Origin of the sequence: Pseudomonas sp. Fl4BN1 (assembly GCF_009908285.1) — a bacterium.
In the GTDB taxonomy this organism is placed as follows: Bacteria; Pseudomonadota; Gammaproteobacteria; order Pseudomonadales; family Pseudomonadaceae; genus Aquipseudomonas.
Genome location: NZ_JAAARM010000031.1, coordinates 32573 through 47108 on the forward strand (window position 1 = coordinate 32573; position 14536 = coordinate 47108).

Sequence of the window (14536 nt, forward strand, 5' to 3'; positions counted from 1 at the left end):
GGTGTTCCACCGCGTCAGGGTGAAAACAAAATCTGCGGGCACAAAAAAACCCCGCTGTTGAGGGCGGGGTTTTTTTACTGGATCAGTACAAGTTAGATAACTTGAACTTCTTCAGCTTGCATGCCTTTCTGACCGCGGGTAGCGATGAAAGAAACCTGTTGGCCTTCTTTCAGGCTTTTGAAGCCGTCGGATTGGATAGCTTTGAAGTGTACGAACAGGTCGTCACCGGATTGTGGAGTGATGAAGCCGAAGCCTTTTTCATCGTTGAACCACTTAACGGTACCGGTTTGGCGATTAGACATGGTGTATCTCCTTGGACAAAGTTAACTGCGACTCAGGAAAAGCCCTGGCCGAGACTGAGTGCAAAGAGCAGGAAAAATTCTTGGAGATGGTTGGATCGAAATTCAACATCGTGTAGAGATTCTCAGTGACACAAGCAGCACAGTGGCGCCACCTTAACCCTTTTTCCTGAACGTGCCAATGGTCAGTGCGAAGGTTTCTCGGTTTTCGTGACTGACGGCGAGGCGTCAGTCGGCCAGCCCTTGAAAAATAAGGGGGCAGGCGAGAAAAACGCCCGAGACTTTGAACCCGGCCACGCGCCCCGGTAAGATGCCGGACAGAATTTTTTCACCTCGTTATTTCAGGACACCCGCCATGAGCATCAAATCGGACAAGTGGATTCGCCGCATGGCGCAAGAGCACGGCATGATCGAGCCCTTCGTAGAGCGCCAGATGCGTGGCGAAGGCCAGGATCGGCTGATCTCCTTCGGGGTGTCGAGCTACGGCTACGACGTGCGTTGCGCTGATGAATTCAAGGTGTTCACCAACATCAACTCGGCCACCGTCGATCCGAAGAACTTTGATGAAAAGAGCTTCGTCGACGTCAAGAGCGACGTCTGCATCATCCCGCCGAACTCCTTCGCCCTGGCCCGCACCGTTGAGTACTTTCGCATTCCGCGCAACGTACTGACCATTTGCCTGGGCAAGAGCACCTATGCCCGTTGCGGCATCATCGTCAACGTGACCCCGCTGGAACCCGAGTGGGAAGGTCATGTGACCCTGGAGTTCTCCAACACCACGACCTTGCCGGCGAAGATCTACGCCAATGAGGGTGTGGCGCAGATGCTGTTCCTGGAGTCGGATGAAGAATGTGAAGTGTCCTACAAGGATCGCGGCGGCAAATACCAGGGGCAGCGTGGCGTGACCTTGCCGCGTACCTGAGTCCGTTTGTCTGACGAATAGCGGGAATTCCTGAGCGGGTAGACACTCTATTGAGTGTCCTTCCGGTACGCGCAAGGCGTATCGGGAACAGCTCAGGAGTGCCCCATGAAGATAGATCCGCGAATCAGCGCCACCTTGGCAAGGCTGGAACCCAATCAGGTTGGCTTGTTGGCCTGGAGCCTGTTGGCGTATCCCTCCGTCAGCATGGCAGGCGGTATTCCCGGTCAGCCTGACCCGGACACTCCTCAGCCGCTTGAACCTACAGAACCTGGCGAGCCGACGTTGCCGGACGAACCGCCTTCCGCGCCTGCCGTCTGAGCTTGGCGAGTACGTTCAAGTGCCCCGTCCGCCCAGTCCCTGTAAGGCCTAACGCACGGGGCAGGCAGCCCTTACTTCAGATTGCCGCTGAGAAACTGCTGCAGGCGTTCGCTTTTCGGGTTACCCAGTACGGCTTCGGGCGTACCTTCCTCCTCCACCAGGCCTTTGTGCAGAAACATCACCTGGCTCGAGACCTTGCGTGCAAAACTCATTTCGTGGGTGACCATGATCATCGTCCGGCCTTCCTCCGCCAGGCCCTGGATCACCTTGAGCACCTCACCCACCAGCTCCGGGTCCAGGGCTGAGGTGGGTTCGTCGAACAGCATGACTTCCGGCTCCATGGCCAGGGCCCGGGCGATGGCAACCCGCTGCTGCTGGCCGCCGGACAGGAACGCCGGGTATTGAGTGGCGACCCGGGCTGGCAGGCCGACCTTGTCGAGGTAGCGCCGGGCACGTTCCTCGGCCTCCTTGGGGCTGACCCCCAGCACCCGGCGCGGGGCCATGGTGATGTTTTCCAGCACGGTCATGTGACTCCACAGATTGAAATGCTGGAACACCATTGCCAGCCGGGTACGAATCCGCTGCAGCTCGGCCGGATCGGCCACGTGCATGCCGTGGCGATCGCTGACCATGCGGATCTGCTGGCCATCCAGACTCATGGCGCCGTCGTCCGGAGTTTCGAGAAAGTTGATGCAACGCAGGAAGGTGCTTTTGCCCGAGCCGCTGGCGCCGATCAGGCTGATCACGTCGCCAGTCTTGGCCTTGAGGGAAACACCCTTGAGCACTTCATTGTCGCCATAGCATTTATGCAGGCCTTCAACGGTCAATTTGTACATGGTGGCTTGCATCCTCAAGGCGAAAGTAGGTAACCGCTGCGATAGGCTTCGTGGCCGGCGACATGGGCGATCACCATGCCGGCGGTGGCCATGCGCCGCAGCGAGCGGGCATACATGAGCCCGGCATTGTTGCAGTGGATAGGGGTGACCCGGTCGTTGATCGGGTCGATGATTTCGGCCACCAACTGACCGGCCTCCAGGTATTCCCCCGGCAGGGCGCTGAACACCAACAGCCCGCCCACCGCTGTCGTCACCGGCTCGACCCCGGCCAGAGGCGTGGCCGGGAAGGGCAGGTCGGGCAGTGGCGGCGCCTCGCCGTCGATGGCGCCAAAGCGGGTCAGGTAGTCGATCAGGGCTTGGCAGTCGAGGCTGGCCAAACCGTGATTGACGTCGCCCTGGCCGCGCAGCTCGACGGTCACCGCAAAGCTGCCTGGCGGAATGGCAAAGTGCTCGCCGAAGCGCTGTCGCAGTTGCCACCACAGCAGGCTGAAGCACTCGTCGAACGACCAGGCCGCGGAGTCGGTGGCCAGCAGGCAGGCTTCGGCGCCGATATAGCGGGCCAATGGCTCCACCTGGGGCCAGGCTTCGGGGGTGGTGTACAGGTGCGCCACGGCTTCGAAGTCGCAATGCAGGTCCAGCACCATGTCGGCATCGCAGGCCAGCTGTTGCAGGGTCAGTTGCAGCGACTGCAATTGGGTCTGCGCTCGTTGTCGGGCCAGGGCGTCGACCAGTTGGCGGCGGATCAATTCGAGATTGTGCTGCGGATCGTCATTGAGCAGCCCTTCGATGGCGTCGCCGACCTGCTCGCCGAGGTCGACGAACCCGCGGTTGAAATTCTGCCCGCTTTCCAACTGGTAGCGGCCCAGGGGCACGTCCATCAGCACCTGTTCCAGGCCCACCGGGTTGGCCACCGGCACCAGGACGATTTGCTGGCGCAGGCGCCCGGCGGCTTCTAGTTCGGTCAGGCGTTGCTTGAGGTGCCAGGCCACCAGCATGCCGGGCATCTCGTCGGCATGCAGGGAGGATTGGATGTAGATCTTGCCGGTGGCCTGGGGCGGGCCGAAGTGAAAGCTGTGGACCTGGCGCGCGGTGCCCGGCAGCGGGGCGAGCAGGTCGTGGATCTCGTGGCGCATTGACGGTTTTTCCTGCAGCAAGTCCTAGTGGGTCGGCCCGAGGAAGGCCAGCCAGCGGCGTTCAGCGAGGCGGAACAGGCCCACCAGGGTGAAAGTCACGCACAGGTAGATGATGGCGGCGATACCGAACGACTGAAACGTCAGGAAGGTCGCCGAGTTGGCGTCGCGGGCGATTTTCAGGATGTCGGGGATGGTCGCGGTGAACGCCACGGTAGTGGAGTGCAGCATCAGGATCACTTCGTTGCTGTAGTAGGGCAGCGAGCGGCGCAGGGCCGAGGGCATGATCACATAGGCATACAGTTTCCATCCGCTGAGGCCATAGGCCTTGGCCGCCTCGACTTCGCCGTGGGCCATGCTGCGGATTGCCCCGGCGAAAATCTCCGTGGTATAGGCGCAAGTGTTCAGGGCGAAGGCGAGGATGGTGCAGTTCATTGCATCGCGGAAGAACGAGTCCAGCAGCGGTTGCGCACGGACTGCGGCAATGCTGTAGATCCCGGTGTAGCAGATCAGCAACTGGATATAGAGCGGCGTGCCACGGAATAGGTAGGTATAGAAACGCACCGGCCAGCGGATGTAGCGCTTGGGCGAAACCCAGGCAATCGACAGCGGGATCGACACCAGAAAACCAATGCAGATCGAGGCGCTGAGCAGCCACATGGTCATGGCCAGCCCGGTCATGTGGTAACCGTCGCTGTAAAGGAAGGGGCGCCAGTATTCCTGCAGGAGTTCGATCATCGCACCGCCTCCCGTGCGCCTGCAGCGTAGCGTCGTTCAAGCCTGCGCAGGATGAAGTTGGAGGCGCTGGTGATCAGCAGATAGATCAGCGCGGCGATAACCAGGAAGTAGAACAACTGGTAGGTGCTTTTGCCAGCATCCTGGGCGGCCTTGACCAGGTCGGCCAGGCCAATGATCGACACCAGGGCGGTGGCCTTGAGCATCACCATCCAGTTGTTACCAATGCCCGGCAGGGCGAAGCGCATCATCTGTGGGAAGACCACGAAGCGAAAGCGCTGTCCGCGTTTCAGGCCGTAGGCGGTGGCGGCTTCGACCTGGCCTCGCGGTACGGCAAGGATTGCTCCGCGAAAGGTTTCGGTGAAGTAGGCACCATAGATGAACCCCAAGGTGATCACCCCGGCGCTGAAGGGATTGATCTCGATGTAGTCCCACTCCATGAAATCGGTGAAGGACGTCAGCCAGGTCTGCAGGCTGTAGAAAATCAGCAGCATCAGCACCAGGTCCGGTACTCCGCGGATCAGCGTGGTGTAGAGCTGGGCTGGAATTCGCAGCAGTTTGAGGCTGGAGAGTTTGGCGCTGGCGCCGAGCAGGCCAAGCAAGACGCTGACCAGAAGTGACAACACCGACAGCTTGATGGTCATCCAGGTACCTTCCAGCAGCAGGGGGCCGAAACCCTTCAGGCTGAAGGCGGAAAGCCCTAGGTTGTTTAGAAGTTCTTCGAACATTGATCGGTGACCTGTGGCAGTAAAAAAGGCGCCCATCGAAGATGGGCGCCGGCAGGTTATTTACCGCTGTAGAGGTTCAGGTCACCGAAGTGCTTTTTCTGGATGGTGGCGTAGGTGCCATCATCGTGTAACGCTTTGATACCTTTATCCAAGAGCGCTTTCAGCTCTTTGTTACCTTTTGAGATACCGACCGCAGTCTTGGCTGGCAACAGTGGATCGTCCACTGGCTTGCTGACTTCGTAGTCAGCGCCCTGCGGCGATTTGAGGAAGCCCAGTTCGGCTTGCAACATGTCCTGGATCGAGGCGTCGAGGCGTCCGGAGGTCAGGTCGGCGTACACCTGGTCCTGGTTCTGATAGGCCTGGGTTTTCACCCCGGCCTTGTCCAGCACGGCCTTGGCATAGGCTTCCTGGATGGTGCCCTGCTCGTAGCCGACGGTCTTGCCCTTGAGCGAGGTGATGTCTGTGCTCAGGCCGGAGCCTTTCTTGAACACCAGCGAGGTAGGGCCGGAGAACAGTTCGCTGGAGAAGTCGATGACTTTTTCACGGGCTGGGGTGACGGTCATGGAGGAGATCACACCGTCGAATTTATTGGCCTTGAGGCCTGGGATCATGCCGTCGAAGTCGCTTTCGACCCACTTGCATTTGACCTTCAACTCGGCGCAGATGGCATTGCCCAGATCGATGTCGAAGCCTACCAGGCTGCCGTCGGCGGCTTTGGATTCAAAAGGGGCGTAGGACGGATCGACGCCGAAGCGCAGTTCCTTGTACTCCTTGGCCAGCGCGGAGCCGGCGGCCATGCACAGAGCCAGTGCAGAAAGGGTCAGCAATGCTTTTTTCATTATTCAATCCCTAAGAACCAATATGAGCGCTTGTGGCGCATGAGTACTGTTACTGGAAGGCATGTGACTTAATGAAAGTAGCAATTTCCGAACCAGAGTCCCGAACAAGTGTTTTAAAAGCGCTCCGAAGCAACGATGCGACGACCGTCGCGCGCTGAAACAGGGCGTGCTTCTCGCGTTGCACGATTAAGGTGCATGCGAGCTGGAAATGGCTTTTGGGGGCAGTGCTGGCGGGGGCGGGGGATGCTGCCAAGAGTGGATCACTCTGGCGCAGGCCCGCTTGCGCAGGGCGCGCAAGCGGGATCTGGGGATGGCCTTACTTGCCGGGAACCAGGGTCAGGCGGGTCTTGCCGTAGCTGCGTTCGAAGTTCTGTGGTTGCATCGGGAAGCTCAAGTACTGGGCCTTGAGCCAGCCGTCGATGCCGTTGGCATAGTTCGGGCTTGCCGGGTTACTGGATTGGCCACTGCTGTTGAGTCCCATTAGTGGCTCGCTCAGCGCGAAGTCGACAACGAAGCGCAGGGCTGGGGTCGTGGTGATGGCAAAGTCCTGTCCCCAGCGATATCCGGCGCTGTTGATGGTGTTCTGGTCGCCACCGGCCTGCAATGGGCCGCGAATCACCTGGCCGCTGCTGTTGATCCAGCGATAGCTGTGCAACTTGCCCCACTGCCAGGTCTTGCGGTCCATGCCCATCAGTTGCTCGCCCGCACTGACGGCGGCCGCCAGGCTACGGGCGAGAATCGCTGGCTTGTCCTCTTTTTGCTCGGTGCGCGAGTCGCCCCAGAACGGACTGTCTTCCCGGCCCAGAAGATGGTCGGCCTGGGCTGAATAGGAAAGGCCCGCATTGGCGACGAAGGCTTGCCAGGCAATGCCGGGCTCTGGGCCGAGCCGTTTGAGGAAGGTCTGCCTGGCGCTTTCCTGGAGGAACAATTCGTAGAGCGCGGCGTCGGCAGAGCCGGCACTGAGTTTGCCGTCGAACGCCATCAGCCGGCTGTAGGCCTCGCGGGCTTTGGCGCGGTCAGCGTCGGGCAGGGCTTGGATGGCGTTTTTCAGCGGCAGGGCCATACCTGGCGCCTCGAACATCTTTTTCAACTTGGCGGCGAACAGGGTGGTCTGGTCGTATTGCAGGGCAATCAGGCTGCGGCTGTCCTGCTTGCCGCCAGACAGCAACTGCCCGATACGCTCGGCCCTCTCCGGAGCATCCCAGGAGTTGGACAGCTGCATACCGTAACCGCGGGAGATCACCCGCTGATTGGCGGTGGCGATCCAGCCTTGCGCCGGGTCCTGGTCATAAGGATGGAGCATCGGGTCGGCGTAGCCGTCCCAGTCATAGCGTCCGTCCCAGCCGGGAGATGGCAGCAGGCCTTGGCCTTCACGGCGGTTGGGGAAGCGCCCGGTGACCTGCCAACCGATGTTGCTGGCGTCGGCGTAGACCATATTCAGGGCAATGGCACGGATCTCGCGGCTGGCGTCGGAGGCCTTTTCCACAGCCTGTGCCCGTGACAGGTCGAAGAAAGCATCCAGGCTCTTATCATCCTTGAACTCTGGCACTTGCAGCGCCAGACCGTAGCCACTGGCCAGGTCATTGCTGGCGTTGATCCCCAGGGAGCTGTTGAGCAGTGGGCCGTGGCGGGTTTCGTACACGGCTTCGCGAATCGGCCGTTGGCCTTTGACGAAGTAGGTTTCGTTGCGAACGATGGCCGGCTGCCATTTTCCGTTGTTCTGGTAGTACAGCGCGTTGCCCTGGCGCTTGAGCTTCTCCAGGAACAGGTCCTGGTTGTCGCCCATCGCGGAGCTCATGCTCCAGGCCAGCTTGCCGTTGAACCCTTGCAGAATGGCCGGCAAACCGGCAATCGAGGCACCGGCGGCCTGATACTTCGGGGCGCGGATCTGCACGTAGTACCACGCGCTAATCTGGCTGTCGCTGGCCAGCAGGCTGCGACCGCTGCGGGCGTGCTGCGGGGCGACGGCGAGGTTGCTGCCGCCGGTGACGCCCAGTGTATTGAGGGCCGACATCTGCTTGGCGGCAAGACTGAGCTCGCTCATGCCTGGCACATTCAATGCCAGCCCCTTGAGCTTGTCGGCCTCGGTCATGGGCAGCGGCTCATCGGGGTAGCTTGGCGTCAGCCAGGGCAGTCTGTCGTTGCCGACCTTTTGCGCCAGTACCAGAGCGTTGATCTCTTCCTGCAGATTGGCGGACTGGCCGAAACTCAGCAGGCAGAAAATCAGTGCCGAATCCTCGGCTTTCCAGTATTCCGGGGTGTAGCCCTTCGACGCCAGATCCGGCGGCAGCTTGTCGCGATAGCGGAACAGGTAAGCGTTGACGCCCCGCGCATAGACCTCGAAGAAGCGCTTGATTCGTGGCGACGAGGCCTTGTACAGCTCGCCGGCGCTTTTCTTCAGGTTCACTGCGCGCATCAGGCGGTCGACATCCAGCACCTCGGCGCCGGACATTTCGGCCAGTCGGCCCTGGGCCAGCAGGCGCAGGGTCACCATCTCACCGATGCGGTCGCTGGCGTGCACATAACCCAAGGTGAACAGCGCGTCGTGGAAGCTGTTGCTTTCGATCAGCGGTACACCGACGGCGCTACGTCGCACCGAAACGTTCTGTGCCAGCCCCTTGAGAGGTTGTACGCCAGAGGTGGGTGGCAGGCTGTTTTGAGTGTTCCAGGACTGGCAACCAGCCAGGCTGAGAGCACCGGCCACTGCCGCGGCAACGCCGAACCGGGGAAGAAAATGTGAGAGGGCTGGCGAGGCCATGGCAAAGCTCCTGCGGGGGGTAGCGTCGATAAAGGCGCTACGTTAGTGAGCAGGCGAGTGCCGCGCAAGCGGGGGCTGGGAGTATTTGTGTGTTGCTGCGCAATTAGCCTTCGCCGGCAAGCCGGCGAAGCTGTTTTGGACGATCGAATCAGGCTGGATTGACTCGCTCCACCAGGGCATAGGCCCGTTCCGTGGCGGGGCGGTTGTGGATGCTGATGAACCAGCGGTGCAGATGAGGGAAGTCCTCGAGTTTCTGGCTCTGTTTCTTGTACGAGGCGATCCATGGATAGATCGCCATGTCAGCAATGCTGTATTGATTGCCGGCGACAAAGGCCCGGTCCGCCAGGCGCCGGTCCAGCACCCCATACAGGCGCGCAGTCTCATCCACGTAACGCTTGATGGCGTAGGGGATCTTTTGCGCAGCGAACTGGCTGAAATGGTGGTTTTGCCCAGCCATCGGCCCCAGCCCGCCCATCTGCCAAAACAGCCATTGCAGGGTTTCCTGGCGATCCCGCAGCTCCTGAGGCAGGAACTGGCCAGTCTTTTCTGCAAGGTATAGAAGGATCGCCCCGGACTCGAACAGCGACAACGGCGCACCGCCATCCGCCGGTTCATGATCGACGATGGCTGGAATACGGTTGTTGGGGGCGATCTTCAGGAACTCGGGCTTGAACTGTTCGCCCCGGCCAATGTTGACCGGATACAAGGTGTAGGGCAGGCCGGTTTCTTCCAGGAACAGGGAGATCTTGTGGCCGTTGGGGGTGGTCCAGTAATACAGGTCGATCATGGAGTGCTCCAAGTGGGACGGGTCTTGGTTAAACGACAGCAAACTCCGGCATTAGGTCGTCCTGTCTGCATTCGATGGCTTGCCTGAGACAGTAGGTGATGTTGAAGTCAGTAAAAATCAATGACGGTTCAACCGAGAATCCTCCATGTCCATTTCAGCCAACACGGCGTTGATGCTTATTGATCAGCAGCAAGGCATCCTCCATCCCCGGCTTGGGCCGCGTAACAACCCCCAGGCGGAGGAGTGCATGCTTGAGTTGCTGGCTCACTGGCGTACCCGAGGTTGGCCGGTGATCCACGTGCAGCACCTGTCGCGTTCGACGGAGTCGGTGTTCTGGCCCGGGCAGTCCGGGGTGGAGTTTCAGCCGCGCTTTCGCCCTCGGCCCGGGGAGTGGCTGATTCAGAAACAGGTGCCGGACGCTTTTTGCGCCAATCCGCTGGAGGCGAACTTGCGTGAGGCGGGGATCGGACAGTTGGTGATCGTCGGGGTCGCTACCCACAACTCGGTGGAGTCGACCGCGCGCACCGCTGGCAACCTGGGATTTGCCGTGTGGGTGGTGGCCGACGCTTGCTACACCTTCGACAAACCCGACTTTGCCGGTCGGGCTCGCAGCGCCGAGGAGGTGCATGCCATGTCGCTGGCCAACCTGCACGGCGAGTACGCTACGGTGCTGACCCTGGCGCAGCTCCTGTAGGCGCGGCCAGGCGAGGTTGTGCTTGCCGGCGAATGCGCTGGCAAGCTCCTCGTTACTTCAGGCGCCGTGGCACTTCTTGAACTTCTTGCTGCTGCCGCACGGGCATGGATCGTTGCGGCCGACATCTTTCAGCGCGTTGCGCACCGGCTCCTGATGAGCGTGGTTGCAGTGCGGGCCGTGAACATGGCCATGGTCGTGATCGTGCTCATGATGATCATGATCGTGGTTGCAGTCGGGGCCATGGACATGAGGTTGTTGGGTCATTGCGGGTTACTCCGGAATAAAATCGCCGGGAATTATCACGCCATTGCGCTTCAGGTGCACGTCCTTGCCGATGAATAATCCGATTTCCAGTTCACCTTCCAGGCGATAGGGAATGGGCTGTTGAGGCTTGCGCAGCAGTTTCACCACATCACGGATCTGCGGCCAGAGGTTGGTGCGCACCGGCACCTTGAAGAAGCGGCTGCTGTGGGGCGTGACCGTGAACCAGTGCTCATGCTCGCCTTCGCTGAGCAGAAACCGCTGCAGATAGACTCGGTAGGTCAGGCGGCGCACCGTCAGGTCACTGTCATTCGGGTTGTCGACACGCAAGTGCAGGGTGAAGCGTTGTTCCAGCAGGTTGGCCTTGACCACCTCGACCTTGACCAGATGCACCGCGGGGTCGCGCTCCTCATCAGTGAACCAGGACGCGCAGCCCGACAGGCTCAGCACCCCGAGCAGGCAGATTGTCCGTAACGCATTTAGCTCACCGAGCATTGCAACACTCCCTTTGATTCCCCGGTGCCCATCCTGGGCCTGGGGTGACCGCCGCCAGTCACGGCTCAGCGGGTTAAATAGCTGGCGCAGCACTTCTTGAATTTGTGCCCGCTGCCGCAGACGCAGGCGTCATTGCGTCCGGCCTTGACCGCAACCGTGGGGTCGATGAAGTACCAGCGTCCCTGGTTCTGCACGAAGGAGGAGCGTTCGCGGTGGCTGTGTTCGCCCTGGCTGTCGTGCCAGCGGGCGGTGAATGTGACGAAGGCGTGCTCGGGTTGGCCGCCGAAGACCTCGGAGCTTTCCACTTGCAGTCCCAGCCAGGTGCTTTGTGCACTCCAGTCGCTGATGGACTGGCGATCCAGCCCGGCTTGTTGCGCCGGCAATGTGGTTGCCAAAAGGTAATCCACTTGCCCCAGCACATAGGCGCTGTAGCGCGAACGCATCAAGGCTTCGGCGCAGGGGGCGGGGTGGCCGGCATGGTAATGGCCGCAGCAGGCGTCCAACAGGTTGCCGCTGCCGCAGGGACAGATCGAGGCGCTCATTGTGTTACCACCAATACTTTCCGAAGTTTTCCGGGTTTGCCCAGAAGCGTGAGTTGAGCCAGTCGGGCACTTGTTTGTATTCAAGCAGATCGTAGGTAAACAGAGTCAGCACCTGTTTATCCCGTTGAAAGCGTTCGCTGGCCTGCAAGGCCAGGGAGAAAAAGTCGGTTTCCTGCCATCCGCAGGCATCCATGTCGGCCAGTACCGCAATCCGGCTGGCGTTGAGGTTGCGAATGCCTCCCAGCAGGTTCAGGCCCGCGCGCTTGGGCAGGTGCTCCAGGCAATCCACCGCCACCGCCAGGTCGAAACGCCGGGCAGCCAGCTCCGCGGGCAAGGGCCCCGGCGCTGCTTGAGCCACCTGGGTCGTGGGGTGAGCCTGTTTGAATGCCGCCAGGGCGGGGAAGTCACTGGCACCGATCAGCAACAGCTGTTGCGGTGCATAGCGATCCAGCAGGGCCGCCAGGGCCTGTTGCGGGGTGCGGGTAGAAATGCCGGCGCTCATCTTAGCTCCTCGATCAGAACGCTAAAGACTAGCGTGCCGGCACCTGCGGGCCTAGAGCGGTTCTCCACTAAATCAGCGAAGCGCCCGTGTTTGTTGGCTTTAAGCGCAGCTGGCCCTTTGCTGGCGGAGTTGAAAGGCGCGGTCTTTACTCCGTTAATCGGCTTCAAGCCGATCTTTCAGGAGAAATCAGATGAGCATCATTCGGACGGCAGTACCTTTGGTTCTGTTAACCAGTGTGTTGACTGGTTGTGCAGGTTTGCAGAAAACCGACTGGCCGATCTGCGCCGCGGTCGGTGGCGTCACGGGCGCGGCGCTGGGCGCCACCGAAAGTTCCTCGTGGGCAGGTGGTGGCGCGCTGTTGGTCGGTGGCCTGGCAGGCGCCTACTGCTGGGTGCATGGTGCCAGTCCCAAGTGCCCGGATACTCCGCAAGGCGTACCGGTCGATGCTGATGGCTGCCCATTGCCTCCTCCAGTGGTGGAAGAGGTGGTGGTGGTCAAGGAAGAAACCATCGTCATTCGCGATGTGCACTTCCATTTCGACTCGGCCAAGCTGACCGAAGCCGACAAGACCAAGCTCAACACCATTGTGACCCGCTTGAAGCAGGAAGCCCCGACGGCGCAACTGCGTGTGACCGGTTACACCGACAGTGTCGGTCGCGATGCCTACAACCAGAAACTCTCGGATAAACGTGCTCACTCGGTGGTCGAATACCTGATCAACCACGGTATCCCCCGCAGCAGTTTCGTGTCGGTGGCCGGTGCTGGTGAAAGCAAACCGGTGGCGGACAACAAGACCGCTGAAGGACGGGCGATGAACCGTCGCACCGAGATTCAGATCAACCGCTGAAGGCCTGGAGCCTGCGCGGCCTTATAGCCGCGCAGGGTTGACTTCGCGTCTGGATACCCTCAAAGCAGTCCTCACTCGAACCTTGGTCATCGGCGCGGTTACGGGCCTGTATCTTGCGATCCTCGTCGATCCGGTCGCTAAACAGGTGCCCTTGGAAGAATTTTCATCCCCCGCTGGCATATCCCCGGGATAAGTCGTTACTGTGCGCGCAAAGAATAATCCACGAGGGGAGCATATGAAGGTCTTATGGGGGCTGGGGAAGTTTCTGATCTTGGTATTTTGGCTGGTGGTGCTGATCAACCTGGCCCGGCCATTGGTCAATCCGTTGCATCTGCTGGTCAATTTGGCGGGCTGTCTATTGTTGGTGACACATTTATTGGAACTGGTGTTGTTCAATGGCAGCCTCAGAGGCCGTGTGCATCCCTGGCGTGACCGTCTGCAAATCCTGCTGGTGGGGATCTTCCATCTGCAAACCCTTCCTGCTCCTGAGATCGTCGAGGTCGACCATGCGTAAGCTCTGCCTGTTGGCCCTGTTCTGCAGTCCCCTCGCCGTGGCCCAGGAGGTCAAGGTCGAAACCAACTCCCTGATGCGTCTGCCCAATACCACCAGCACCTTGCAGTTGGAGCGCCTGGACGTCGCTGACTACGGCACCTTGCTGGTTCCGGCGAATGTCACCGAACTCAAGGTTGATAACCTGCATCTGGGGCGTGAGGCGCGGATTGCCATTGTGCCTACCGAGCAAAGCCTGCAACTGATTGTCCGCCGTGCGCAGTTGGACGCCGGCAGCCAGATCACTTCCCGTGGCGCACCCGGCAACTATCAGAAAGCTGCCAGGCCCGGACGCAATCTGAACCTGCGTATCGAAGCGCTGACGGCTCAGGAACTCTCCGTGGATGCCCGTGGCGGCGCTGGTGCGCCTGGCTATGTCGGCCTTGATGGTGGCAATGGCCAGGAACCTGGTTGCACTTGGGGCCAGGCTGGTCGCGGTGCCGACGGAGACGGCGGTGGCGATGGTCGCCCAGGCGCGGCGGGGGCCCAGGTGCGATTGGAATTGCCCCGTGATTTTCCGGGCGAGCAGATCAAGGTCTGGGTCGATGGCGGTGCCGGCGGCCTGGCCGGTGCAGGCGGCAAGCCCGGGGCTGGGGGCAAGTCCAAGGGTTGCCTGGTCTACCAGACCGACGGTGGCAAGAACGGACGTCCTGGCGCTCAAGGGCAGCCGGGATCGGCAGGGCAGACGGGATCGTTGACGGTGCAGCGCTTGTAACCCCTTGCCGCGTATCTTGCAGCCACCGGCTCTATAGAGCCGGTGGCTGGTTTCATCAGAAGGTTGGTCGGGCCGCGGCCAGGGCCACCAATAGCAAGCCGATGATCAGGTTGATACCCACCAGCCGGCGGATCTTCCCCAGCGCCGCCGCACCGGCCGGCCAGTCTTGCGCCGCCACCGCCTTGTGCAACTCCGGCAGTTGCAGGGACTGGATGCGAATGAACAGCGCGGTCATCACCAGATACACCCCCATCATTATCTGGACATAGCGCGGTGCGCTTTCAAAACCGTTGAAGCGTAGGTGCAGCAGGCCAATGCCACTGATCGGCAAGATCACCACGGCAGCCCAGACCCAGACAAAAAAGCGCGGAAACACTTGTGCCCAGAGCTTCAACCGCGCCGGTCCCTCAAGGGCGACCATGGCCGCTGGACGCAGGATCATCCAGGCGAAAAACATGCCACCGACCCAGACCAGGGCGGCCAGCACATGCAGGCTATAAGCGAGGGCGAAAGCGGTCATTCGGGTACTCCGTTCTGCGCAGGATGAATTAGCGGGGTATGATAGCGGCCGATTCGAA

19 protein-coding genes are annotated in these 14536 nt (G+C 60.7%); 6 read left to right on the forward strand and 13 right to left on the reverse strand.

The annotated features are described in order from the left end of the window. Window positions 1-92: 92 nt before the first annotated feature. Window positions 93-302 carry a cold-shock protein gene (locus GV818_RS26415; RefSeq protein WP_002554837.1) on the reverse strand — a complete coding sequence of 70 codons (210 nt, stop codon included), beginning with the start codon at window positions 300-302 and terminating at the stop codon, window positions 93-95. A 352-nt stretch (window positions 303-654) separates the two neighbouring features. On the opposite strand from GV818_RS26415, the gene dcd reads away from it, so the two are divergent. Both dcd and GV818_RS26425 read left to right on the forward strand, forming a co-directional pair. Beyond that, window positions 655-1221: a dCTP deaminase gene (gene dcd, locus GV818_RS26420; protein WP_161777931.1), complete on the forward strand. Its 567-nt coding sequence runs from the start codon at window positions 655-657 to the stop codon at window positions 1219-1221. Window positions 1222-1326: 105 nt separating this feature from the next. Continuing rightward, the gene (locus GV818_RS26425) at window positions 1327-1539 is read left to right on the forward strand and encodes a hypothetical protein (RefSeq protein WP_161759504.1); all 213 of its coding nucleotides are present in this window, start codon (window positions 1327-1329) and stop codon (window positions 1537-1539) included. 71 nt (window positions 1540-1610) lie between these two features. Here the strand turns inward: GV818_RS26425 and GV818_RS26430 are convergent, their stop codons facing one another. The 7 genes from GV818_RS26430 to GV818_RS26460 form a co-directional block, all read right to left on the reverse strand. Next, window positions 1611-2375, reverse strand: coding sequence for an ABC transporter ATP-binding protein (locus GV818_RS26430; protein WP_161777932.1), 765 nt, complete (start codon window positions 2373-2375; stop codon window positions 1611-1613). A 14-nt stretch (window positions 2376-2389) separates the two neighbouring features. Continuing rightward, a complete protein-coding gene (locus tag GV818_RS26435; protein ID WP_161777933.1) occupies window positions 2390-3508 on the reverse strand; it encodes a succinylglutamate desuccinylase/aspartoacylase family protein in 1119 nt (372 codons plus the stop codon). Between the two features lie 24 nt (window positions 3509-3532). Next, the gene (locus GV818_RS26440) at window positions 3533-4243 is read right to left on the reverse strand and encodes an ABC transporter permease (RefSeq protein ID WP_161759501.1); all 711 of its coding nucleotides are present in this window, start codon (window positions 4241-4243) and stop codon (window positions 3533-3535) included. Beyond that, window positions 4240-4968, reverse strand: coding sequence for an ABC transporter permease (locus tag GV818_RS26445; RefSeq protein WP_161759500.1), 729 nt, complete (start codon window positions 4966-4968; stop codon window positions 4240-4242). Before GV818_RS26445 ends, GV818_RS26440 begins: the two co-directional genes overlap by 4 nt. Before the next feature lie 56 nt (window positions 4969-5024). Continuing rightward, window positions 5025-5807, reverse strand: coding sequence for a transporter substrate-binding domain-containing protein (locus GV818_RS26450; RefSeq protein ID WP_161759499.1), 783 nt, complete (start codon window positions 5805-5807; stop codon window positions 5025-5027). A gap of 316 nt (window positions 5808-6123) precedes the next feature. Next, window positions 6124-8565, reverse strand: a complete 2442-nt coding sequence (locus GV818_RS26455) for a penicillin acylase family protein (protein ID WP_161777934.1) — start codon at window positions 8563-8565, stop codon at window positions 6124-6126. A 148-nt stretch (window positions 8566-8713) separates the two neighbouring features. After that, window positions 8714-9352 (reverse strand): glutathione binding-like protein, encoded by a 639-nt coding sequence (locus GV818_RS26460; protein WP_161777935.1) that lies wholly within the window; start codon window positions 9350-9352, stop codon window positions 8714-8716. A gap of 145 nt (window positions 9353-9497) precedes the next feature. Between GV818_RS26460 and GV818_RS26465 the strand changes: the two genes are divergently transcribed. Next, window positions 9498-10046: a cysteine hydrolase family protein gene (locus GV818_RS26465; RefSeq protein WP_161759496.1), complete on the forward strand. Its 549-nt coding sequence runs from the start codon at window positions 9498-9500 to the stop codon at window positions 10044-10046. Between the two features lie 57 nt (window positions 10047-10103). Here GV818_RS26465 and GV818_RS26470 read toward each other — a convergent pair whose 3' ends face one another. The 4 genes from GV818_RS26470 to GV818_RS26485 form a co-directional block, all read right to left on the reverse strand. Then, the gene (locus tag GV818_RS26470) at window positions 10104-10310 is read right to left on the reverse strand and encodes an SEC-C metal-binding domain-containing protein (protein WP_161777936.1); all 207 of its coding nucleotides are present in this window, start codon (window positions 10308-10310) and stop codon (window positions 10104-10106) included. A gap of 6 nt (window positions 10311-10316) precedes the next feature. Further along, window positions 10317-10802, reverse strand: coding sequence for an LEA type 2 family protein (locus tag GV818_RS26475; protein WP_161759494.1), 486 nt, complete (start codon window positions 10800-10802; stop codon window positions 10317-10319). A 65-nt stretch (window positions 10803-10867) separates the two neighbouring features. Beyond that, window positions 10868-11344 (reverse strand): YchJ family protein, encoded by a 477-nt coding sequence (locus GV818_RS26480; RefSeq protein WP_161777937.1) that lies wholly within the window; start codon window positions 11342-11344, stop codon window positions 10868-10870. Window positions 11345-11348: 4 nt separating this feature from the next. Then, window positions 11349-11846: a DUF6231 family protein gene (locus GV818_RS26485; RefSeq protein WP_161759492.1), complete on the reverse strand. Its 498-nt coding sequence runs from the start codon at window positions 11844-11846 to the stop codon at window positions 11349-11351. Between the two features lie 190 nt (window positions 11847-12036). Here GV818_RS26485 and GV818_RS26490 point away from each other — a divergent pair, with 190 nt between their 5' ends. The 3 genes from GV818_RS26490 to GV818_RS26500 all read left to right on the forward strand — a co-directional run bounded on the left by GV818_RS26490 (window position 12037) and on the right by GV818_RS26500 (window position 13958). Then, entirely contained in the window at window positions 12037-12693 is a 657-nt protein-coding gene (locus tag GV818_RS26490) for an OmpA family protein (protein WP_161759491.1), read from the forward strand. 235 nt (window positions 12694-12928) lie between these two features. Then, on the forward strand, window positions 12929-13207 hold the full coding sequence (locus tag GV818_RS26495) for a DUF1145 domain-containing protein (protein WP_161759490.1): 279 nt from the start codon (window positions 12929-12931) through the stop codon (window positions 13205-13207). Continuing rightward, window positions 13200-13958, forward strand: a complete 759-nt coding sequence (locus GV818_RS26500) for a collagen-like protein (RefSeq protein WP_161777938.1) — start codon at window positions 13200-13202, stop codon at window positions 13956-13958. The genes GV818_RS26495 and GV818_RS26500 overlap by 8 nt, the downstream gene beginning before the upstream one ends. Window positions 13959-14013: 55 nt before the next feature. On the opposite strand, the gene GV818_RS26505 is transcribed toward GV818_RS26500, so the two are convergent. Beyond that, a complete protein-coding gene (locus tag GV818_RS26505) occupies window positions 14014-14478 on the reverse strand; it encodes a CopD family protein (RefSeq protein ID WP_161777939.1) in 465 nt (154 codons plus the stop codon). Window positions 14479-14536: the final 58 nt, after the last annotated feature.

What these genes read in the sequence shown, in the direction of transcription:
- GV818_RS26415 (WP_002554837.1), bottom strand. Translation starts at nt 302, where the DNA reads ATGTCTAATCGCCAAACCGGTACCGTTAAGTGGTTCAACGATGAAAAA.
- dcd (WP_161777931.1), top strand. Translation starts at nt 655, where the DNA reads ATGAGCATCAAATCGGACAAGTGGATTCGCCGCATGGCGCAAGAGCAC.
- GV818_RS26425 (WP_161759504.1), top strand. Translation starts at nt 1,327, where the DNA reads ATGAAGATAGATCCGCGAATCAGCGCCACCTTGGCAAGGCTGGAACCC.
- GV818_RS26430 (WP_161777932.1), bottom strand. Translation starts at nt 2,375, where the DNA reads ATGTACAAATTGACCGTTGAAGGCCTGCATAAATGCTATGGCGACAAT.
- GV818_RS26435 (WP_161777933.1), bottom strand. Translation starts at nt 3,508, where the DNA reads ATGCGCCACGAGATCCACGACCTGCTCGCCCCGCTGCCGGGCACCGCG.
- GV818_RS26440 (WP_161759501.1), bottom strand. Translation starts at nt 4,243, where the DNA reads ATGATCGAACTCCTGCAGGAATACTGGCGCCCCTTCCTTTACAGCGAC.
- GV818_RS26445 (WP_161759500.1), bottom strand. Translation starts at nt 4,968, where the DNA reads ATGTTCGAAGAACTTCTAAACAACCTAGGGCTTTCCGCCTTCAGCCTG.
- GV818_RS26450 (WP_161759499.1), bottom strand. Translation starts at nt 5,807, where the DNA reads ATGAAAAAAGCATTGCTGACCCTTTCTGCACTGGCTCTGTGCATGGCC.
- GV818_RS26455 (WP_161777934.1), bottom strand. Translation starts at nt 8,565, where the DNA reads ATGGCCTCGCCAGCCCTCTCACATTTTCTTCCCCGGTTCGGCGTTGCC.
- GV818_RS26460 (WP_161777935.1), bottom strand. Translation starts at nt 9,352, where the DNA reads ATGATCGACCTGTATTACTGGACCACCCCCAACGGCCACAAGATCTCC.
- GV818_RS26465 (WP_161759496.1), top strand. Translation starts at nt 9,498, where the DNA reads ATGTCCATTTCAGCCAACACGGCGTTGATGCTTATTGATCAGCAGCAA.
- GV818_RS26470 (WP_161777936.1), bottom strand. Translation starts at nt 10,310, where the DNA reads ATGACCCAACAACCTCATGTCCATGGCCCCGACTGCAACCACGATCAT.
- GV818_RS26475 (WP_161759494.1), bottom strand. Translation starts at nt 10,802, where the DNA reads ATGCTCGGTGAGCTAAATGCGTTACGGACAATCTGCCTGCTCGGGGTG.
- GV818_RS26480 (WP_161777937.1), bottom strand. Translation starts at nt 11,344, where the DNA reads ATGAGCGCCTCGATCTGTCCCTGCGGCAGCGGCAACCTGTTGGACGCC.
- GV818_RS26485 (WP_161759492.1), bottom strand. Translation starts at nt 11,846, where the DNA reads ATGAGCGCCGGCATTTCTACCCGCACCCCGCAACAGGCCCTGGCGGCC.
- GV818_RS26490 (WP_161759491.1), top strand. Translation starts at nt 12,037, where the DNA reads ATGAGCATCATTCGGACGGCAGTACCTTTGGTTCTGTTAACCAGTGTG.
- GV818_RS26495 (WP_161759490.1), top strand. Translation starts at nt 12,929, where the DNA reads ATGAAGGTCTTATGGGGGCTGGGGAAGTTTCTGATCTTGGTATTTTGG.
- GV818_RS26500 (WP_161777938.1), top strand. Translation starts at nt 13,200, where the DNA reads ATGCGTAAGCTCTGCCTGTTGGCCCTGTTCTGCAGTCCCCTCGCCGTG.
- GV818_RS26505 (WP_161777939.1), bottom strand. Translation starts at nt 14,478, where the DNA reads ATGACCGCTTTCGCCCTCGCTTATAGCCTGCATGTGCTGGCCGCCCTG.